This is a genomic window from Bradyrhizobium vignae (genome assembly GCF_900324035.1).
Lineage (GTDB): Bacteria > Pseudomonadota > Alphaproteobacteria > Rhizobiales > Xanthobacteraceae > Bradyrhizobium > Bradyrhizobium vignae.
Window position 1 is genome coordinate 7045176 of the sequence record NZ_LS398110.1, and the last position, 19995, is coordinate 7065170.

Below are 19995 nucleotides of genomic sequence, written 5' to 3' on the forward strand. Positions count from 1 at the left end.
GATGCGCTCGAGAGCACACGGCAGTTTTCGCGCGACATGATTGGTCAACCGCTTGCTGCTGCGCCGCAAAGTGACATCCGATCAATAAGGCATCGCCAAGCCCACCATCTAATAATGCGATGAATCATTCTAGATTATAGATGCAGCGTTACGCGCAACGCTTCGAAGCTGCGCTGGATTCGAGGATGCTGGAGCGTCGTTAATTCTCTCGCGCCCGGCATGTCCTCGCGTACTCTACGGGTGTGATGACGCACCGCCAATTTGCCAAAAACGCCCGTCTTCACGGCCCCGCGAGCACGCCGATATGTGCATCGGGACTCAGCTAGCTTGGACACAGGCGCCTTTGAGCATCAAGAAACGCGGCGCATTAACGTCGACGAAGTCACCCAGCAGGATATCGGACCGCGTCGCTTACCGGCACATGGGAGTGGTAGCCTCTTGGGCTGGATCGTTCGTGGTCTTGTCACGTCTGGTTGGCAATTCAACGTCTCGCGGCGGATGCCTGGATTGAAATTGCATCGAGCGGGTTGTGTTTTGCGACCAGCCTTCGCCGCGCCCGCGCGACTCCTCGCCCCAAACAGCAGTCCCAACAAAGCACAATGCGCCAGACCGGCGCAATCACGAGCCCGATGGCTGCGGCATCGACTACTCGGATCAGAGCTAGCCCCTGGACGAACCTTTCAACGACATCGACTCGCGCACAATGCAAGCTGGCCCAGATGAACTTATCACCCAGCGCAAGCTCACCGATTGCAGCGCTTTCGCGCACCGCTTCTCCCAGACCATTCACACCGCGCTGCCGTGGAGCTGGACAGGGGCGAAGGGTCCGCCAACTCAACTCTGCAATGAACAACAGGCCCGCCAGCAAAGCGGCAAGGGCCCGAACTTTACTTCAACCTATGGGCCTGGTCAGCTATTCGACAGCTAAGCCCTTTAGCATAGCAACATCTCTCTCGGACTAGCAGGCCCACTTGATGGCTCAAGACCTGGAAGAGAAGGACCTGGATCCTGGCTCAGCCCGTTCCGTACGCCCTCAACATACCGTCCGCCGCAATTTTATCGAGAGTTGCGCCCGGCTCAGCCTCTGATCCTTATCGGACCAACTTTGCTCGATGACATTGACAAGGCAACCAGTGGGAGAAGGGAATGAACCCATTTGACAACGTCAACGCGTCCGCGGCTCACATCAGTTACGTCGAGCCGCACCAGGAAGAGACTGCGCCGCAAGCAGACTTTGAGCTGCGGCTTGGAGAGCATCGGCCAGTCCTCCCAGCACCAGCTTCAGCCGGGGGTGGATCGTCCCGAACTGCAACGGAAGGCAATAGGAGAGCGGACCTTATCCCGAAGAGCGAACGATGCACAGCCGCAAACTTTGTAAGAGCGCGCGCTCAACTCGTCGCAACGCTGACCTGCGCGAACGTTGCGGAACTCAGAAGAGAAATCGAACTCGCTGCGCAGACATCAACGCCATGGTCAGGAGCGACTGGACCGTCGGCCGGCGGCGTGGATAGTAGCCGGGTTTACGACGACGTGGTAGCATCCTCATACGCGGAGCTGCAGCGCTTCCAAAACCACGCCAGCCATTGCAAGCCGCGCGGGTTGGCCAATCAAACCGCGATGGCCCATTTGCGTTCTATGGCGGCTGCGCGTTTCGACGCCGCCCCCTGGAATATCTGGGGAGGCCAACGACTTGATCTGGGTCGCGCAGCGGCAGAACACATGAGGGGCGACACCACTTCTTCGCCCTTTGTCTCATTGTCCGAGGAGGCCTCACAATTGCTCCTCTCGCCGGACGACGACAACGAGTATGGCGCCAAAGTGATCGCGGAAAATGCGAATGAGTTGCACACGTACACGGTGCCGAGGATCACCGCTTGGACGGCCGATGAGATCGTCAGTATTCTTGAGGACGGGACTGAGGATGATGAACCCGACCTGGCCTGGGTGAGCGATACCCCAACTGAGGAGCGCGAGGTATTGTTTCTGGGCGGGAATCTGGATGACTATCGGACCGCGAGCACATCGAATCCATACAGAAAGTCAGGCAAAGAAGATTGAGGGTGGAGGCTTAGCAAGATAACTCGGCTGTTTTCGATGCTCGGAAATCGAAAGCAGCCTTCTCTCCGTCTATAATGCTCCGGCCGAGCTGGCCGTCGGGGGAGTCTCCGCGTACCCCACCCTGGAAAACCAGAGTTTTAGCCGAAGCCTGTACCGTCTTTACGTTCGCCGCACTTGTCGTCGGGCTCGAAAAGGCACTTGCCGACCAACATTCTCTAACTTGTCGGCCGGCCGGGTCAGGTTTTGGAAAGCTAACGTGAATAGCGAGAGAACGAGGAAACGAAGCCCGCGGACTGCAGCATGGATCGATACGACGCGATCAACCCAGCGTATAAAGATTCCGCTGCGTCAGATACCAGGGCCGAACAGCCCAAAGAACCGCAAGCGGTGTTCGAGCAACACTTGCGAGAGACGCGACAGCTTGGCCCGGTATATTCCCATAGCGGGCTTTATGACATCACCGAACAAGACGATCGCCTCATCCAAGCAGCATCTGGTGCTGCCCTTGAACGAGGCCCACCGCCAAAGGCGATTACCATTGAAATCTATGACCGTCGGCTTCGCAAATTGGCGGAGCTGCTGAAGCGGTCTGGTCACTCAATTGCTGAGCTCGATGACGATACGTTGCTTGAGCGCTCCAAGCAGCTCCTGCCAGAAGACAAGGTCATCGTCCCTGCACTGTCAATGGTGAGTAGGTACCGGGAGCCCAGCGATACCGCTCCGCCCCCCACAACTCATTATCGTCCGTCCAAGGAAGACGCCAACCTCATCAGAGAGGCGACTGATGCGGGCTTTGGTCGAGCAATGGACGCAAAAACCGCCGGAAATTACGCTAGCGGTCTTCGCAAGCTAGCGGCAGCATTGCGCCCCTTGTCGATTACCAAGCTCAGCCACAAAGCGCTGCTCGGCTATGCCGATGCTTTGTTTCCGAAGGACAAGAAACTGATCTATGCGTTGAACAGGCTGGATGACTATCGCCGCATCGCGGGGCGGGACAACTCGCCAAGTTACGGGGGCGACTCGCGCCAGTCAATGCAGCCGGCCGCCGATTTACCCGTCCAGCTTTTCGAACGTGAACAGCCGTTAGCGAACGCGGAGGGCTCATTGCCGGCGGGCGGTTTCAATGCTCTGCAGTTTTGGGAGGGAATGGGTTTAACTCCTCGTTCTCCAGCGCAGCTTGTCGCACAGGATATGCTTTTCGACGCTGTGCGCCAAAACGATGTGCCTCCACCTGTCAGCTTCGATGCGCCGGTACTTTGGCAGCAAATGCGTGCCGCCGCCCCCTTGCCCCTGCAGAGTTGCGAACAGGAAGTGCTATTCGATGCCGCCGATCGCGAGGGCCTGCCGCCAGTCAGTGCACCGGTGCATTTGCCGAGCATGAGTTCGGTCGCCCACTCGCCCGTGCAAGATGTCGCCCGCGATCAGCTCCTAGGTGCTGCTAATCGCGAGGCCTTGCCGACGGCATCCAACGATGCACCGGTCCGTTGGCCAACCGCCGGCTCGGCCACCCCTCCGCACGTGCAAAGTGTCGTCCAGCAAGAGCTCTTCGATGCTGCGGATCGAGACCAGTTTGCGCCTGCTTTCGATCTGGAGGTATCGAAGTTATGGCCGGCAATGGAGGCGACAACCGATAGCGCCGGCGGAGCGGATCCTTTCGATGCCGTGATTTGGCAGCCCAGCTCACGACCGCAGGGTCCCGCCTCTGAGAAAGACTTTTCACGGATGATGAATCAAGATGGGGAGACCGCCGGCAAGAGCTTTGACGCCTCCTTGGCCGTTACCGAAGGTTTTTCCCACGGCACCCAGCCCGCACCCGACATGATGCGTTCCAAGCTCAGCCGGTGGGGTCAGATGCCGGATGCAGCACAGCGGGTAAAGACCTACGACATCCACGGTGAACGCTATTCGGGTGTGTTAGGACCGCGTGGGTATGGCGATCTTCAGCTCGTCCATCTGCGCTCTCCCGCTGTTGGCGATACATTTGACGTTTCATTCGCAGTGCCCAACGATTTTCTCCATTGCACCCAGCCGGCTCCAGACATGATGCTTTCAGAGCTGGGCAAGTGGGACTTCTTGCCTAATGCGGAATATCCGCTCATGAACTATGAGATTGGCGGCGAACGCTATACAGCCGTGCTGGGGCCGAGAGGATCCAATGACGTTCAACTCATCCATCACCCAAGGTTCGCTTCGAGGAGTGACGCTGCGCTCGTGACGCCGGCGGCTCCCCCGCATACCTACGGCCTCTCATCTGGGTTTGATCTTCCCTCCTGGTTAGAATTACAGGCGGCGAACCTTCAAATGCCATCCGCCGCGCCCCTCTCGGGCCATCACTCGTTCCCACAAGTGCCTGAACTCGGAGAATTTTTCGGCAACGATTGGAGGCACGGCCCGCGAGAAGCTTCGCCTCGCGTGATTGACATGCTCCAAAACCTTGGCCTTCTGCCGAGCCAGGACGCCCCCATGACCTGCTTTTTGATCCATGGCGAGCCCTACACGGCTGAAAGCCTACCCGGTGGCCGCGTTCTTCTCTTCCATCGGCCGCAATTTGGCTGAACAATATGCGGTCGACACCGCGGGCAGCCGCTCAAGCTCGCGAATCCACGTTGGATCGCTTATTTTGGTAAATCAGGAGCGCCTCAACGAATGATTCGGGCGGGAGCAAACCTGTACCGCCCGTTCACAGCGATGATCTTAGGCGGGATCGTTCAATGACTTTACGGCTGCATTGGGCAGCACGGAAGTTTCAAGTGAAAGCCTTCCAAAAGACGCGGGGTGAAAGATACGAGCGCATCCAGGGGCAGCCGCGTGTCGCGCGAAATCATGGCGAGTCCGCCGCTTGATCGGGTTGTAAATACACTCCTCAACAGCCGCGGAGGGCGTGGGGACGTACCTCGCCCAGCTCATCTAGAGCGTTCAACTGAGAAGCCTTGGCTCCAACCCAGATGATGACAAGCCGGACCGCCGATGCTCCAATCGCTGAGATCGACGGGAGATCGACGGCCCTCATGACTTACCTTGGTCGAACAGCAGCAAGTTGCCGCAACCCGCTCCTTCGCAGACGAAAAGACGGCCAGAAAACCTCCGCGTCCCTGAGATCGAAAGGATCCGAGTCATAGTGCGACGGTCTCTACAGAATTAAAGAAGCAACTCTTCGGAGCGCCCCTCTTCTCTGTGCTCTTCGTTACCAGATGAACTTTGCGCCATCCGGGACTTCGCAGATGAATTCGCCTTGATTCACAAGTTCGGTGGTTCCGACAACAAGCTTCGAGGCTCGCACCGTCAGCTTGCCTTCGCGGCTAAGACTATGGCGGATGTACTCGGTCACGGCATGCCCAGAGCTGTCGACGGTTTGATGAGCATTGGCGAAGCTGATTCCGTTCTGGGCCGTCACCCTGAATGCGTTGATAACCAGACCGGCCTGCGTCGCCGATGCAGGCTTGCCACCCTCCGCGGGGTTACAGCGGCTCATGTCCAGTATGAGCTTCACATTCTTTCCCGTCTGCAGCGCATTGAGCACCTCGGTGTATTTCGGTGAGGGCTCATCGGCTCTCGCCAAAGTGCCAGCGCTCGCGACCGAAAGCAAGGACGACAACAGGATCGTCAGTCCTTTGCCGGTAATCTTCATATGCTCTTCTCCCTCGGTAAGTACCACAGCTTACGTTTTTCAACATGTCGTGCTGGCGACTTGTTTGGTTTTCATTCAGCAAGCGCGCCCGCACCTGTACAAAAGCAGCCTGCCGCAATCAGGCGCAAGTGGTTGTGACGGCTATTCCGACGTCACAACCTCGTAGGTCAGGTTTTCTAGGGGCCTCGGCTCGCGGGCGTCGACTAGAACGATTCGTTTGATGGTCGGCCGTTTGGAACACAAAACGGCGAGCGGTCGCGCTCGCCAACTGCAGGCCCTTTAAGCGAGAAAATGCAGCCGTCACATCTGCACAAGCAGACGACCTACGAAAGAATAACTCGATCAGGCGCATCCGCTTGCTTGTCCTTCTTAGTCTCAAGGACCGTCTACTCGAGGCGAGGCGTCCGCAATGAGGTGGTGGAGCGAACGCTTCGCGGCGGTCGATGCCCCCGATCTGAACCTAATCGAATCAGCAGTGCCAGAAGCCACAAGGCAGCGCTTAAGCTAAATGGCGTTTATGGTCCGTCAGCTTCCGGAAAGCTGGAGCTGCAACAATCCGCGCCGACAGGCGGCACTTCGAAGGAGAGTGAGATGAATGTCGATCCACGGAATGCCCCAGACAATTCCTTTGAGGTTCACCAGCCGCACCACGTCGGTGGGCAGCAGGACGGGCTTAGCGCCTACACCAGCGCACCGACAAGTTCAGACGCTCAAGCAAGCTTTGAGCGGCAGCTGAATGACTTGGCTCCAGACGACTTGAATTCGCGCTATCCAACCTCGGAGTCGGTCTCCTTAGCGGCAGATCCTGCGAGCGCCACGCCCTCATCTGCGCCACACGAGGCGGCCTCGGAACCCAGTCGCTATCCAGCCGCATCATTCGTCAGTGCGCGCGCTCAGCTTGCCGCAACACTGACAGGTGCCACTCTTGAAGCACTTCGGCACGAGATCGCACTTGCCAAGCAGCAAGCAGCACGTTGGTCATCGGCGATCGATGGTGACATTGATCGAGACCGCGTATTCGACGACGTAGCGGGGTCGTCATATGTCACGCTGCGGCGTTTTCAAAATCAGGACAATCATTGCAAGCCGCGCACGGAAGAAAACACGAGCGCAATATCGCATGTCCGCAACACAGCTCGGGATCATTCTTCCGTTGGAGATCCTCTGGAGCGGTATCCTATGGACCGAGCGCGCCAAGCTGGCTGGCATATGCGCGGCAAGACAACAGCATCACCCTTCGTATCGTTGGTCGAGGATCCGACAAAACTCGTCGTCTCTCGTGATCCTTGGGCGAGAGCGATCGCCAACAATGCGGACGCGCTGCACACCTACACCGTACCGAAGTCCACTATCTGGACGCCGGACGACGTGCTGAGGAGCATTGCGCTTGGAATGAATGCCGAAGATCAGGACACCATCGATGGGGACGTCGATTTAATGTGCTCACTGGGTAGAACGCCAACTCGAGAAACCGAACGCCTGTTCCTGGGCGGCAATTTGGAAGGCTACCGGACCGCTAGCGAGGCAAATCCCTACAAGCGCGAGGGTAATGAGTAGATGGTCTGTCGACTGCGCCGTTTGGCGGGTTCGTAGGCGTCAAGCACCAAAACACAGCCCAAGGAGGAACTAGAAAACGGCACACCAGCTCCGCCTCACGCATAACAGCTTGAGCATAATGGCGGCTTGACCGATGGCACGATCAACTCGCCGATCGACCGGTACAGCGGCTGAGGGCTGCGACGAAGAACGCGCCTCCGACGGTCGGGAGGACGCCGGATCATCCTCTCTCCCCAGCCCTCTCGTTGGAGCATCCTTGCATCTTGGATGTGTTGTGACACCGCCCGGCATCAATTTGTTAGCCGCCCCTCGCGGCTGACGGGCGGCTTTGATGAGGTAAGCCGCTGAACGCTCCCCGCCTTAGCTAGATCGGCCTGACATTAACCGCGCGGTCAACCAACAGGTGTTTCGGCCGTGATCGTATCAGTTATTCACTCGTCCGCAGCAAGCGGCGCTGTTGCAGTACGGCCGATCCGCCCCCTGGATGCGTTCCATCAAAACAATCGATTTTGCCGAGCACACCTAAACGCCCCATAGTCGATCGCAATGTATGGAGGCCGCATTCAAGATGACGTCTGGCAATCGATTCTCTCCTCAGTCCCTTGCCGCACAACTTTGCTCGCACGACGCTCCTGTCGTCGGGTGGACGCATCCCGCGCCTCGCCATGATCTTCCCGCTAAATTGCCACGTATGAGGCGGATCGGATCGCCCGATCCTGGCGTCATGGTTTGCGCAAAGCCTGATAACAACGACTGGCTCTTCGCGCAGGTCAAAGGGGTTTCTGGCGCTACTCTCAATTGGATGGACAAATGCTCACGACGTAGGAAAGAGCGAGACCGACCGTCACGCGCAGGTCGACGGCATGGCCGAACTGTGTCGCCGTTTGCCTCGCAACGATTCCGAATTTGAGGGCCACGCTACAAGGAGCCTTTAAGGGCACTTGAATCTTACCCAGCGTCAGATTGTAGGATTTCCGACAGTCTCGCGACAGAATCCGCTCGCGTGAATTCTTCCTGACAGGTAGCAACACTTGCGAACGTCTCAACACCTCAATGCTCGGCCGATCCGCCTCGTCACAGTGCTCGACTGCTCCCCTTCAAAGCTTGCGTCGTTCATCTGCTCTGTGAGCGCAGGATGCCGCACCCTCCTCGCAGCCAGACCAGGATCCAGCGCGCGAGAACAACGCGGACAATCGCTCTTTCGCCTATGCCGACCACAGGCCGATTCCAAGCTCGAGATTAGATCATTCTTTCGCCGTTCACCCCGTCTGACGAAACGGAGCCGGCGTAACCACCTCAGACAATGCATGATGGCAACGCCGGACTCAATTTGTCCTCCGTTGGCAGCATTTGCTCGACTGCGGCGGATAACGTCTCCGGAGCGACCGAACTTCGGGGCAGTTGACATCTTGCTTGGCTATCATCGGCTAGCGAGAGGATGTGTATCCCGCCGATGGGGCGCGTGTTGATCCTCTCGTCGCGCATCTCGGCCTTTTCCAGCCCATTGGCGGATGCTTAGCGGGTGAAGTGTCCTCAAACGCGGAACACTTGCGTTGTCGTGACGTGACGACACTACGGGCTCAACAGCCTTGCAGGACTGACCGCGGATCAAGACGAATCAGGGAGTTTCCATGTCGGTTTCGCAAGTCTGTTCGGCGCCAAATACAGCCGCTCTCGCCTGCGCTTTCGTTTCGCTCGGGCGGTTTGGCGCTATCGCTACTGCAGGCGCTCGCGTAGCGCATGCAGGAACCGCTATGCTCGGCCTACAGATGCATCAGCGCGCGGCCAGGACTCTCAGCCTCGTCAGAGATTGCAGAGCTCTTGCCGGCGTAAGGGAAATTGTGAGCCGCGCCGCCCGCGCAAGCTATCCGCCGCAGGCCTCCACCTATCCCATGACGATGGACGCGCAGACATGGGTCGCCTGCCAACAAGCTCTTGCGTGTCGTTTACGGCTTTTCGATTTCACGCCAAAGCGGCAGCCTCAGGGTTCCGCCGACTCTCATGGTCAAGCGTGACACGCTCAAGTCCTGGCGAGGATGGACGAGAGGCGATGAATGCGAATTCTCCTGGTTGATGATCATGCGGACTTTGGCCGCGCCGTGAAGGAAACGCTCTTAAATTATGGGTTCGTCGTCGACGTGACGCGCACGCTGGATGAAGCGTCGGCCGCGCTCGATTGCGCGAACTACCACATGGTCTTGCTCGAATCGGTTTTGCCCGATGGAGACGGATTGGACTGGCTGAAGCAGTTGCGGCGCGAGGGACGATCAATGCCGGCTATGATGATGAGCAGTCTCAATGATCTCAGCCGGCGGATTGCAATTTTCAATGCGGGCGCAGATGATTTTCTGCCAAAGCCAGTGTCTATCGACGAACTCATTGCTCGCATGCGAGCTATTTTGCGACGATCAACGCAGATGACGGCGCCGGTGGTGACATTCGGGAATCTGCATTTCGATCCGATCGCGAGACAGGTCTCCGTCGGTGGGCGAGTACTGAGAATTGCGCGCCGCGAAGTGTGCATTCTCGAACATTTGCTCAACCGCGCGGGCCGTACCGTGCCCCGCACAGCGCTCGAAGAAAGCTTGTATGCATTTGACGACGAGGTCTCGACCAATGCGCTGGAGGTCGGGATTTACCGCTTACGAGCGCATTTGAACCAGGCCGGGGCAACGCTCAGGATCAAGACCGCGCGCGGAGTCGGCTACACCCTTGAACTCATCGGCGCAGCATCGGCTGCCTAGCAGTCTCACTTGAAGGCAACAATCCCTTGAACGTCGTTAACAATGACGCCGCCGCCGATGAGCCGTCGGTGGTCGCCAGCAGCTCGCACTCTGCCGCTTTTCCCCGCCTCTGCTACGCCCTGTGCGCAGTCGCTCTGCTACTTCCGCTTGCTGCCGCAGCTCAGGCAAAGCGAGAGGGCAAAGGAGAACCGCCACGTGCTGCGCCTGGCAGCACCACCGGCACGCTCAACCTTACCTCCTCACAGGGAAAGACAGTTCATCTGACCGGACCGGCTGCGAGCATTTTTATTGCCGACCCGGCCATTGCGGATTATCAGGCGCCTTCGAACACCACGATTTTCGTCTTTGGCAAAAAGTCGGGACGGACTAGCCTGTTCGCGCTAAACGACGATGGAGAGGCTCTCGCCGAGCTGCGTGTTGTCGTCACCCAACCGATCGAGGATCTGCGGGCCGCGCTGAAGGCCGAGGTCGGCGACTATCCGATTCAGGTCAGCTATACCCCGCGCGGTGCGATCCTTAGCGGTACGGCGCCTAATGCCGAGGTCGTCGAGACCGCTAGGAAGGTCACTGAGCAGTTTCTTGGGGCTGGCGCGCTGGTAGTCAACAAGATCCAGGTCGCCGGCTCATTACAGGTGAATCTCAGCGTCCGGGTGGCAGAGGTCTCCCGCAGCGCGGTCAAGGATCTCAACATCAACTTCACCGCCTCGAGCCCAAACGGCGCTTTCCTTGTCACCGGCAAAGGGGGAGGGTCCGGCGCAGCCGGCGGCGGCGGCACGATCGGGATTGGGTTTAGCGCCGGCAACACCAACTTGAGCGCTGTTCTGGACGCTCTCGCAAGCGAGCACCTAGCCTCAATCCTGGCTGAGCCGAATCTGACGGCGATGTCCGGCGAAGCGGCAAGCTTCCTCGCCGGCGGCGAATTCCCCATTCCGGTGATGCAGGATAACCGGCAGGTTTCGGTCCAATTTCGCCAGTTCGGCGTGAGCCTCGAGTTCGTTCCGACGGTTCTCAACAATAATCAGATCAACGTCCGGGTGAAGCCCGAAGTCAGCGAACTGTCGAGCGAAGGCGAAGTCAAAATCAATGGCATGGCGGTCCCTGCCCTCTCGACTCGGCGGGCGAGCACCGTGGTCGAGCTCGCCAGCGGTCAGAGCTTTGCAATCGGCGGCCTCATCAGGCGCAACTTCAACACTGACATCGGCGAGTTTCCCTGGCTTGGTGATGTGCCCATCCTGGGCGCACTTTTTCGCTCCTCATCGTTTCAAAAACGTGAAACCGAACTGGTCATTATTGTCACGCCCTACATCGTGCGGCCCGCATCGAATCCGAACAAGATGAGTGCGCCAAGCGACCGCATCTCGCCGCCCTCAGACGCGGGGCGGATTTTGACGAACACGGTGGCCCGGCCGCCACGAGAGCGCGATGCGCCTCGCGCCAGCGCGCCAGGACTGACCGGCAACGCCGGCTTTATTATCGAATGAGGATCGTCAAATGACATTGCGACATCTGTGCTACCCGATCTTTATTGCGGCAATAATGGGTGGCTGCGCAAATACGGCCTCGATCCAGCCCGCGCCGGCTGACCAAGAGATCCAGGTCGAGCAGAAGAGTAGCGTGCTGTTCCTGCAGAGCCTTCGTGGCCCCGAACGGCATCGGCTGCGAAGCTTTATTGCAGCGACCAGTCGCGGCCGGCGGGATGCCCTCCATGTGAGGGTCATCGGCTCACCCAGACTCATCGCACAGGTCGCCGACGAGGCTCGCGCCATGGGTGTTGCCAATTACAACATCCTCCTGTCCGCTTCTCGTGTGGATCTGCCGGCTCGTTCCGGGGTGAGGATCGAAGCGATCACTTTCGAAGCTCATCCTCCGGTCTGCCCCTCGCTCTCCATCGTCGGTCCTACGGTGAACGAGAATTCGTTCAACCCGACCCTTGGCTGCTCAGTCCGGAATAACCTCGCGGTCACGATCAATGATCCTGGCGACCTGTTAGGCAATCACGCTGTCATGCCGACCAGTGGTGATCGTGCAGTGCTTCCCATCACCGCACGTGGGGCAACGACGGTGGGCAACAGGAGCAATTTGGAGGATGAAACCCATACCAGGGTTGCGCCAGAAACCCAATAAGCTGCTCGTAGAACCCGAACAGCATGAACGTCGGTTGGCATTCTGTTTGGAATCGGCCGACGAGCCTCCTGGACTCCAGCCTTTGCTCGGTCTTTTTTTGGGGGTCGTGCAGCTCGCAGATCAGGTTCTGGGACAGTTCGGTCATTGCCCAGTGGTTTGAGCGCATCGATGTTTGCGCGACGCTAAACGAGGCCGGCGGCAAAGACTGCCTTTGCAACCCTCTCGAAACACTCCATCGGAACGGCCTTGCCCATCGTACCTTTTCGGATCAGCTGACGCGCCAACACATGATCCTCGACAATGCTCAGACGTTGGGCGCGCGCCTCCGCCAGCAACTGTGAAGCCGTTTCGCCCTCGCCGCGGCACACCAGTACCGGAACGCCGGTCTCGCCCCGAACGTAGCGCAGCCCAATCAATGTCGCTCGCCCCGTCAGTATCAATGTCGCCCGATGGACGCCGAGCGGAGACTCGTTCGCCGACTCCCGGCGGAGCCTGCGGTGTTCACCCTTGATCTGCGGATTACCATCCTGTTCCTTGGACTCGCGCTTGGCTTCGCTCTGCGTCATGCGCATGTCGCGCAAGAACAACCAACGCTGAATGAGCAGATCAGCCAAGCCGCCAATCAGAAGAGCGCCGGCAGCGATCGCGATCAGCACTTTGAGCTCTTTAAAGACAAAACCAAAGCAGCTCAAATCGCACACGGGCAAGTATACCAGTGCCCTCCAACTTGCGAGCACAGTGAAAACGAACGTAGCGCCAAGAACCAAAACTTTGACGATAGACTTTCCAAGCTCGACAGCCGACCGCTGGGAGACAATCCGCTTCAGCCCTTTGACGGGATCCAATTTCTCAAAGCTGGGTTTAAGCGGCTCAACCGAAATCGTTAGCCCCCCGCCGGCCAAGACACCGGCCAGAATCGCCGCAACCACCGCCGCACCTAGGATGGGGGCCGCGGCTGCTATAGAAAGGTCTATCAATCCGAGCAACGCCTTCCGGGCCGCACTGTTGAAGGGCTGTTCCTGCAGCTTGTCGATGAGCCGCACGGCTTCGCGCCATCCGTCTTCGATCGAGCTGGCCCTGAAGCACAGGCAACCGAAACCAGCGCAAAGGCTTGCCGCGGTCACAAAGTCGGCGCTGCGCGGGCTCTGCCCTTTCTTACGCGCGTCCCTCAGCTTCTTGTGACTTGGTGGAAGGTTTTTCTCTTCGCTCGTGTCGTTCATTTCAAGAACTTCTCGAGCCACTCCAGCACGTCGTTGAACCGAATGATCTCTGCTCCCATATATTCGATCAGGAAGACGGCGTAGCTGACCATGATGGTGCCAAAGGCGGCATTCTTGATGGTCGGAGAGAGATCGTTCAGCTTGATTTGCGGCGCAAAGCGCCCCAGCAGCATGAGGGATACGTCAATCAGAAGCAGCAGAGCCAGCACGGGCCCGGCGACCACGAGGGTCGTGTGCATGATATGGTCGAGGAGCCCGATAAACTCCATTGCCCCTTGCTGGGTCAGGGGCGGTAGCAGCCGATACACGGGCCAGATCAGATAACTTCCATAGAGGCATCTGACCATGGTCTGCAGACCCCCTGATACAACGAAGATCGTAACCGCGGCAGTCCCGAGAAAGAGCCCCATCGCGGCGGTTTGACTGCGTGTCGCAGGATCGTCCACCTGGCTGGAGATGCCGCGCTGGGTATCAATGATGTCACCAACGGCCTGGATGCTCCAAAGTGGTATACTAAGCAGAAACCCGAACAGCAGGCCGATAAATATCTCCTTCAAACCGAGGAGCGAGACCGCAACCATACGGGTGCCCGGATCTAGTGTCTGCAAGCCGTTCCTGATCTGCATCAAACAAGGCAATCCAATCACAACCGTCGCGCTTGCGCGGATAATCCCGCCAATGTGCGGTCGCGTGAATACCGGAAGAACCAGCATAATCCCGAGGGCCCGGGCCGCGCCAAGACCGGCCGCAACGACGAACTCGACAGCAGTCTGAATCAGAGTTTGCGTCTCGGTGGCTGACAAGGCATCCATTTGAGCTCAGCTCGTCGTTCCTTCAGCCAATGCAACCGTCGCACTCACGTCGTCATGGTGTGAGACGTCAAGAACTCTGCAGATCTCGTGTCCCAGCGGTTGCAGAGCGACAGGCCTCGCAGATGACTTCGGCTTCAACTATCCATATGACTACAGCCATCCGGCGCAGAGGTATGACCATTCGATGAGAGCACCGGCGAAATCTCGCGCGGCCTGCAAGCCACGCTTCTTCCGCTCTCACCGAGCGCGGTTTGAAGATCTGAGGGCCTCAAAGCTTCCATCAATTTCGCAGTCTATGGAGATCGGTCTCGAGCGGCACCTTCATTCGTAGGCTCATTCACCAGAATGCCAGACTCGTGGGGCCGCTTGCAATCAAAGCGGTTTGCCCGTTCACTTGCGTCGACAACTCGCCAGGCTGTGCATCGAGGACCAGGTCTCAGCAGGTAATTCCATCACATCGTAAGCAAACCTGAATCGAACGGATAGAAATTCCAAATGGGGTCATTCTTCCTCCGAATACGGCAGGCTCATAGAGCCGAACAGGACAGTTCGGATGTTTATCCGTCTCAGAATAGTGAGGCGAGCTTTCGATAAGCTGACGAACTCGCCCTTTTGTGGTTCGCAATGAACGCCAACAAACGCGACGCTATAGCTGAAACTTAGACAGGCCTGCGTTCCGCGCGCACTAATACCTCGCTGTGAGCGCGGGGAACTCAGTGAAGATATGCTGCGCTTGCTCGATCAGCGGCGCGCTCAGCACCGGAGCAAACAGAACGAGCACGGCGACGACGACGAGGAGCTTCACGGTAAGCGGCAAGGTTTGATCCTGGAGCTGGGTTGCTGCCTGCACGATGCCAATACCCAATCCGGCCACGAGGGCTGCCAGGAGCGGCGGTAGAACCCAGATCATGAACAGGACTAATGATCGGCTCAGATGGGTGAGGATGCTCGCCTCGTCCATCTCACCCCCCCGGGGATGCGTAGCTTAAGACCAATCCGTGCATGAGCCGCGACCAGCCGTCGATTGTGACGAACAGAAAGAGCTTGAAAGGAACGGATATCATTGTCGGTGATACCATTGACATGCCCATGGCCATCAGAATTGTCGTCACAATAAGGTCGATCGTGATGAACGGAAGATAGAGAAGGAAACCGATTTCAAACGCACGCTTAAGCTCCGAGATCAAAAAAGACGGCACGAGGATCGCAAAATCGTCGGCTGTTGCGTTGGCGCGCATCTCCTCCGACCAGATATGTTCCGTCGACGACAGGAAGAACGTGCGCTGCTCCTCAGTGGTGAACTTTTTGAGATGGGCGCGCAGCGGCTCGCTCCCCTCCTTGGCGGCGGTCAACCAGTCATCGGCGGTTTGGTAACGAAGTTGCGTATTGGTCACGCGGTTGTAGGTTTGCTCGAATACTGGGGCGCCTATGAACACGGTAAGGATCAATGCAGCACCATACAGAACGATATTCGGTGGTATGGACTGAGTGCCGAGCGCGTTGCGGATCAGGAAGAGAACGACGGAAACCTTGATGAACGCCGTTGTTGTGATAACTGCGAACGCCAGCAGGCCAAGACCGGCGGTCGCCGCAACAAGCGCAAGGATGCTCGGTTGAATGTCAACCATTGACCGCCAACTTGCTAAGTAACCGGATGCCCAACGCTTCACCGACACGTACGATGTCGCCGCGGCCGATCAATTGACCATTGGCAACAATATCGACCGGACCGTCCACCGGCCGGCCAAGCTCGAACACGTGCCCCTCGTTGATGCTTCTCAACGTACCCAGCGGGATGGGCCAGCGGCCGCATTCGAACACAAGCGTGATCTCAATACTGTCGATGTCGGCTTCCGAGAGCGGGATTGCTTGTTCAGCTTGTGGGCGTATCGTCATATTTGCATACCTTAGAGGATGGGACTGCAGGCGGAATGGTCCCCGAAGGATAAGTCTGTCGCCCGCGACCTGCGCCGGCGCCCACAACTTGTCCGCAGCGAGGATGAGCTGGCCATGAGCAAAGGGAATGACTTCGGGCAGCAGTGCGTCGCCGGGCTGTGCTTGGCGAAGAAGCTTGATGGGCGCGCGCAGCGAGCCGATCTCTCTCGCAATTACGACCGGCAATTCCGAAGAACTCTTACCTAAATCTCGCGGTGATTGGCCGATCAGCTCGCCTAAGACACGAAACGCAGACGGAACCAGACCGTCAAGAGGCGCGAACAAGAACAGGCGAGCCTTGGCCGCCAGCGGCCCGAAAGTAACGTCGAACTCCAAATAGGGGTCTTTGGCCGTTGCGTCTTCGACGCGGATCAGCTGCAAATTCCGCGCGAGCGCGATCTCGAGTGGAGCGAGCCAAGGTTCCAGTGCAAGTTCGAGAAGGAGCGAGCGGGTTGGGTCGGAAGGTAAAGTAAGGCCAGACTGGACCGTTGAAATCAGTGCCTCGACGAGAAGGCGGGGCAAGGACAACACAGCGGTCTCGCCTCCGGCGCAAAATACGCAGTCGAGCACCGACATGGCATATGGCTCGGCCTGCCAAACAAGCCGGCTCATACGGATCGATAGCGGCTTATCGCCAATGCGGCTCTGCAGAACCGTGCGCGGTGCGGCGGTCTCGTTGAGCCAGGAGACCACTTCATGCGACAGCTTTGCCGCTGGCTGAAATAGTGCGGGTTCACCCATGGCATTTATCGACAGGTTCCGCGGGTGCAGCTCGCGACGCGGTAAGAGAACCAGCCATTAGTTCGAGCCATCGACCGTCTGGCTGCGCGAACCACCCTGATATCGGAGCAAAACCTCATCGTCGGCATCGACTTCGGCTGCAAACTCCGAACGGACAGCGGTAGTGCGCTGGACATCGCCCTCAATCTCCTGCCATTTCTGGCTCGCCGCCGACCGCTTGGCCCATATGGTGCGCGCCTCATTCACTGCCCGCTCGGCCTGCTCATGCGCGATGCGCGCCTGCTCACGCGCCTGGCGTGCCGATTCGATCTCTGCTGCCAGCCGCCCAAGGACGACTTGACAGCGACGATCGAGCTCGGACACGGACATCATCTCGAGGGACACCAGCTCCTGATAAAGTTCAGCTTCGGCCTTGGCGCGACGATTCTCAGCGCCTTTAAGATTCTCAGACGCTCGCTGCAGCGCTGCGACCGCAATTTGGCGCCTGTCTTCCATGTTCGACAATTCACGAAGCGCGCTTCGCTCTCTCATGTCTTTCACCAGCCGCAATTTTGACGCTTGTACGAGATTCAGGCCGTCAGACGCGACATCCATGAAACGGTCTCCTCAAAGCTACACGGCTCGTCCTGTCCCTGGCGCAAGAATGCGCGCAGTTCCTCGATTGACTCGATTGCCCGATCAGTCAGTGGATCGCTGCCTGGCTTGTATTCACCGACCTTGATCAGAAACTCAGCCTCATTGTAGCGCGAGAGCAGATCGCGGAAGGTGGATGCCGCCTTGCGATGTGGACCAGAGGCGACCGCATCCATGACACGACTTCGGCTCGACAGCACGTCGATGGCGGGAAAATGCTCTCGCGAGGCCAGCGCGCGCGAAAGAATGATGTGACCATCGAGAATTCCGCGCGACTCTTCGGCAATCGGATCGCCCGTGCCGTCACCTTCGACAAGCACGGTATAGAATGCCGTGATCGAGCCCCGCTCGCCCATACCGGCTCGCTCCAACAGACCAGGAAGCAGCGCAAAGACGGAAGGAGGAAAGCCGCGCCGGGTGGGAGGTTCGCCGGCGGCAAGGCCGATTTCGCGCATCGCACGGCTAAATCGCGTCAGCGAATCCATCATCAGAACGACCCGCAGACCTTGATCACGAAAATACTCGGCGAGTGCGGTCGCCATATGAGCGCATTGCGCCCGCTCCATTGCCGATCGATCGGATGTCTCAACGACAACGATCGTGCGAGCGAGAGCATCTCCAATATGACGTTCGATGAATTCACGCACCTCGCGTCCACGCTCCCCTATGAGCGCAACCACGGTGACATCGGCGGCTGCGCCTTTTACAATTTGCGACATCAGCGTCGACTTACCGCAACCGGCATCTCCATAGATTCCGATCCGCTGACCTTCGCCACACGTCAGAAGTCCGTCCAGCACGCGAACGCCAAGCGGAAACGGCTCCTCGATGCCACGCCGCCTCATCGGGTTGGGCGCCTTGCCGCGGAGCGGACAAGTGTGGACCGTCTTTATCGGCCCCTTGCCATCGAGTGGACGGCCGAAGCTATCGATCACGCGGCCGAGCAGGTCGGGCCCGACTGACACTTCCTGCATGCGCCCGGTCGGGAGCACTTCCGCGCGGTGGGACAAGCCTACCATATCGCCAATGGGCGTCAGCAACACCCCGTCCGGCAGCAAACCGATGACTTCCGCCTCAAGCGACCATCCGGAAGCGTGATCCTGCAGCAGGCAAAGTTCTCCAACACGGGCCCCTGGCAACACGGCATGGAGCAAGGTGCCGATCGCACGCGTGATCCGTCCCCGCACGGCACGCGTATCGACATCCTTTGCTGCGAATCTCAGCGATGCTATCGCCGCATGCACATCTCCTTCTCCGCCGGCTTGATCTTGGCCTGATCGTTGCATCGTCACGGTTAGCTTTCCTGAGAAGATGGATTAAGGCCGAGACGCAATGTGCGGAGCTGCGCGGCAAGTCCTAAATCGACACTGCCGAACTCACTCCACAGAACGCACTGGTCCGGCCCCACGGCAGGGTCCGGATCAATTCTGACTTTCGGCCGACCATTCGTTCCATCGAACGCCAGGAATTCATGTCTTAGTGCATCAGCGTTCACAGGAGACACGTGAAGGCATACTTCTCCGCTGCCATATCTTTTCTCGACGGCGTGACGAACGGTCCTTACCAACATCTCACCCGGATCAAAGGAGCCCAACAAATCGGTCAATATCTCAATGACGAGCTGTGGTAACTCCTGTTGCAGAACGGCTTTTCGCCGGGCCACATCGGAAGCAGCTCCGGCAATCAGCCGTGCTATTTCGTCCGAGCCTGACCTTAGACCCTCGCAGTGCCCGCGCTCCCGCTCCTGCTGATAGGCCTTCCTTGCCCAACTGCGAACCTGCCGCAGGTATCGCTCGGCTAGCGCGCGCGTCTGCACCGCATCGTACCAGATGCCAAGTTCCGCGGCTGGTATGAGCCGACCAAGCGGCCGTATCCGCGGGCTATCTGGCAAGACTGTTTCATTGGCCGTCATGCCGCTGGCTCCTCCGTGGCCAAGTGGGCCACCACCAAAGACAGTAACTGACCCGCTGAGTTGTGGTGTTCGGCTGCTGGGGATTCTGCGGTGGTCCCCACAGGTAAGCGGAAAAGAACGCGCACACGGTCAAGCTCTGATGCGTCCTTGAGCCAAGCGCCAAGGCAGGCACATCCGTCATGTTCAATCTGGCTCGCCAGCTTCTGCGGATCGTCAATCGATGTGGTTGCGACGGCGTTGGATAAGTGTCGGATTGCGAAAGCATGTGCTTCGGCACCAATATTTTCGATCAGAATCGCTACATCATGTCTTGACACAAACTTCAGCACAGAACGGGCATGCCAGATACTGCCAGCGAGCAGCGCCGCTCGACGCGGATCATGCCCGAGCAGAACGTCCCTACCCCAATCGGTTCCGTTCGAAACCAGCTCCTCACTACTTAGCAGCAATTCGGCCAGTCTTTGCTGCAGTCTGGGAGACTTTTGCAACTGCAGCACTGTGGCGGTCGACAGGCGCTCATCAAGATGGCCGGCAAACCGGCTGGGATGGATCAAAGCGGCAAGCTCACGCAGGCGATCGGAATGCGGGTTGAGTGAAAAACTTGTGTTAGTGGATGCCATCGATACGGACC

Annotated in this window: 16 protein-coding genes; 6 read left to right on the forward strand and 10 right to left on the reverse strand. The window is 58.4% G+C overall.

What is annotated here, in order from left to right; all coding sequences use genetic code 11:
* Positions 1–1146 precede the first annotated feature (1146 nt).
* On the forward strand, positions 1147–2058 hold the full coding sequence (locus BRAD3257_RS33905) for a hypothetical protein (protein ID WP_162500430.1): 912 nt from the start codon (positions 1147–1149) through the stop codon (positions 2056–2058).
* 300 nt (positions 2059–2358) lie between these two features.
* The gene (locus BRAD3257_RS33910) at positions 2359–4614 is read left to right on the forward strand and encodes a hypothetical protein (protein ID WP_122405437.1); all 2256 of its coding nucleotides are present in this window, start codon (positions 2359–2361) and stop codon (positions 4612–4614) included.
* 628 nt (positions 4615–5242) lie between these two features.
* Here BRAD3257_RS33910 and BRAD3257_RS33915 read toward each other — a convergent pair.
* Positions 5243–5686, reverse strand: a complete 444-nt coding sequence (locus tag BRAD3257_RS33915; RefSeq protein WP_122405438.1) for a VirK family protein — start codon at positions 5684–5686, stop codon at positions 5243–5245.
* Between the two features lie 591 nt (positions 5687–6277).
* On the opposite strand from BRAD3257_RS33915, the gene BRAD3257_RS33920 reads away from it, so the two are divergent.
* The 4 genes from BRAD3257_RS33920 to BRAD3257_RS33940 all read left to right on the forward strand — a co-directional run bounded on the left by BRAD3257_RS33920 (position 6278) and on the right by BRAD3257_RS33940 (position 12111).
* On the forward strand, positions 6278–7243 hold the full coding sequence (locus tag BRAD3257_RS33920) for a hypothetical protein (RefSeq protein ID WP_174221609.1): 966 nt from the start codon (positions 6278–6280) through the stop codon (positions 7241–7243).
* Between the two features lie 2054 nt (positions 7244–9297).
* Positions 9298–9987: a response regulator gene (locus tag BRAD3257_RS33930; RefSeq protein WP_122405440.1), complete on the forward strand. Its 690-nt coding sequence runs from the start codon at positions 9298–9300 to the stop codon at positions 9985–9987.
* A 26-nt stretch (positions 9988–10013) separates the two neighbouring features.
* Positions 10014–11468 carry a type II and III secretion system protein family protein gene (locus BRAD3257_RS33935; RefSeq protein ID WP_122405441.1) on the forward strand — a complete coding sequence of 485 codons (1455 nt, stop codon included), beginning with the start codon at positions 10014–10016 and terminating at the stop codon, positions 11466–11468.
* A gap of 10 nt (positions 11469–11478) precedes the next feature.
* Positions 11479–12111 (forward strand): CpaD family pilus assembly lipoprotein, encoded by a 633-nt coding sequence (locus tag BRAD3257_RS33940; protein ID WP_122405442.1) that lies wholly within the window; start codon positions 11479–11481, stop codon positions 12109–12111.
* A gap of 182 nt (positions 12112–12293) precedes the next feature.
* Here the strand turns inward: BRAD3257_RS33940 and BRAD3257_RS33945 are convergent, their stop codons facing one another.
* The 9 genes from BRAD3257_RS33945 to BRAD3257_RS33985 all read right to left on the reverse strand — a co-directional run bounded on the left by BRAD3257_RS33945 (position 12294) and on the right by BRAD3257_RS33985 (position 19984).
* Complete coding sequence (locus BRAD3257_RS33945) at positions 12294–13331, reverse strand: EscU/YscU/HrcU family type III secretion system export apparatus switch protein (protein ID WP_122405443.1); 1038 nt, start codon at positions 13329–13331, stop codon at positions 12294–12296.
* A complete protein-coding gene (gene sctT, locus BRAD3257_RS33950; RefSeq protein WP_122405444.1) occupies positions 13328–14143 on the reverse strand; it encodes a type III secretion system export apparatus subunit SctT in 816 nt (271 codons plus the stop codon). The genes BRAD3257_RS33945 and sctT overlap by 4 nt, the downstream gene beginning before the upstream one ends.
* Before the next feature lie 685 nt (positions 14144–14828).
* Complete coding sequence (locus BRAD3257_RS33955) at positions 14829–15104, reverse strand: EscS/YscS/HrcS family type III secretion system export apparatus protein (protein ID WP_025038819.1); 276 nt, start codon at positions 15102–15104, stop codon at positions 14829–14831.
* A gap of 1 nt (position 15105) precedes the next feature.
* The gene (sctR, locus tag BRAD3257_RS33960) at positions 15106–15771 is read right to left on the reverse strand and encodes a type III secretion system export apparatus subunit SctR (RefSeq protein ID WP_122405445.1); all 666 of its coding nucleotides are present in this window, start codon (positions 15769–15771) and stop codon (positions 15106–15108) included.
* Positions 15764–16819, reverse strand: coding sequence for a type III secretion system cytoplasmic ring protein SctQ (sctQ, locus tag BRAD3257_RS33965; protein ID WP_122405446.1), 1056 nt, complete (start codon positions 16817–16819; stop codon positions 15764–15766). Before sctQ ends, sctR begins: the two co-directional genes overlap by 8 nt.
* 57 nt (positions 16820–16876) lie before the next feature.
* Positions 16877–17413, reverse strand: coding sequence for a hypothetical protein (locus BRAD3257_RS33970; RefSeq protein WP_122405447.1), 537 nt, complete (start codon positions 17411–17413; stop codon positions 16877–16879).
* Positions 17389–18738: a type III secretion system ATPase SctN gene (gene sctN / locus BRAD3257_RS33975; RefSeq protein WP_122406901.1), complete on the reverse strand. Its 1350-nt coding sequence runs from the start codon at positions 18736–18738 to the stop codon at positions 17389–17391. The genes BRAD3257_RS33970 and sctN overlap by 25 nt, the downstream gene beginning before the upstream one ends.
* A gap of 8 nt (positions 18739–18746) precedes the next feature.
* Positions 18747–19364, reverse strand: a complete 618-nt coding sequence (sctL, locus tag BRAD3257_RS33980) for a type III secretion system stator protein SctL (protein ID WP_122405448.1) — start codon at positions 19362–19364, stop codon at positions 18747–18749.
* Entirely contained in the window at positions 19361–19984 is a 624-nt protein-coding gene (locus BRAD3257_RS33985; protein ID WP_122405449.1) for a nodulation protein NolU, read from the reverse strand. The genes sctL and BRAD3257_RS33985 overlap by 4 nt, the downstream gene beginning before the upstream one ends.
* Positions 19985–19995 lie beyond the last annotated feature (11 nt).

Coding starts and splice junctions, on each gene's coding strand:
- BRAD3257_RS33955 (WP_025038819.1), bottom strand. CDS start 15,104: ATGGACGAGGCGAGCATCCTCACCCATCTGAGCCGATCATTAGTCCTG.
- sctQ (WP_122405446.1), bottom strand. CDS start 16,819: ATGGGTGAACCCGCACTATTTCAGCCAGCGGCAAAGCTGTCGCATGAA.
- sctL (WP_122405448.1), bottom strand. CDS start 19,364: ATGACGGCCAATGAAACAGTCTTGCCAGATAGCCCGCGGATACGGCCG.
- BRAD3257_RS33940 (WP_122405442.1), top strand. CDS start 11,479: ATGACATTGCGACATCTGTGCTACCCGATCTTTATTGCGGCAATAATG.
- BRAD3257_RS33905 (WP_162500430.1), top strand. CDS start 1,147: ATGAACCCATTTGACAACGTCAACGCGTCCGCGGCTCACATCAGTTAC.
- BRAD3257_RS33920 (WP_174221609.1), top strand. CDS start 6,278: ATGAATGTCGATCCACGGAATGCCCCAGACAATTCCTTTGAGGTTCAC.
- BRAD3257_RS33945 (WP_122405443.1), bottom strand. CDS start 13,331: ATGAACGACACGAGCGAAGAGAAAAACCTTCCACCAAGTCACAAGAAG.
- sctT (WP_122405444.1), bottom strand. CDS start 14,143: ATGGATGCCTTGTCAGCCACCGAGACGCAAACTCTGATTCAGACTGCT.
- sctN (WP_122406901.1), bottom strand. CDS start 18,738: ATGCAACGATCAGGCCAAGATCAAGCCGGCGGAGAAGGAGATGTGCAT.
- BRAD3257_RS33985 (WP_122405449.1), bottom strand. CDS start 19,984: ATGGCATCCACTAACACAAGTTTTTCACTCAACCCGCATTCCGATCGC.
- BRAD3257_RS33915 (WP_122405438.1), bottom strand. CDS start 5,686: ATGAAGATTACCGGCAAAGGACTGACGATCCTGTTGTCGTCCTTGCTT.
- BRAD3257_RS33910 (WP_122405437.1), top strand. CDS start 2,359: ATGGATCGATACGACGCGATCAACCCAGCGTATAAAGATTCCGCTGCG.
- sctR (WP_122405445.1), bottom strand. CDS start 15,771: ATGGTTGACATTCAACCGAGCATCCTTGCGCTTGTTGCGGCGACCGCC.
- BRAD3257_RS33930 (WP_122405440.1), top strand. CDS start 9,298: ATGCGAATTCTCCTGGTTGATGATCATGCGGACTTTGGCCGCGCCGTG.
- BRAD3257_RS33970 (WP_122405447.1), bottom strand. CDS start 17,413: ATGGATGTCGCGTCTGACGGCCTGAATCTCGTACAAGCGTCAAAATTG.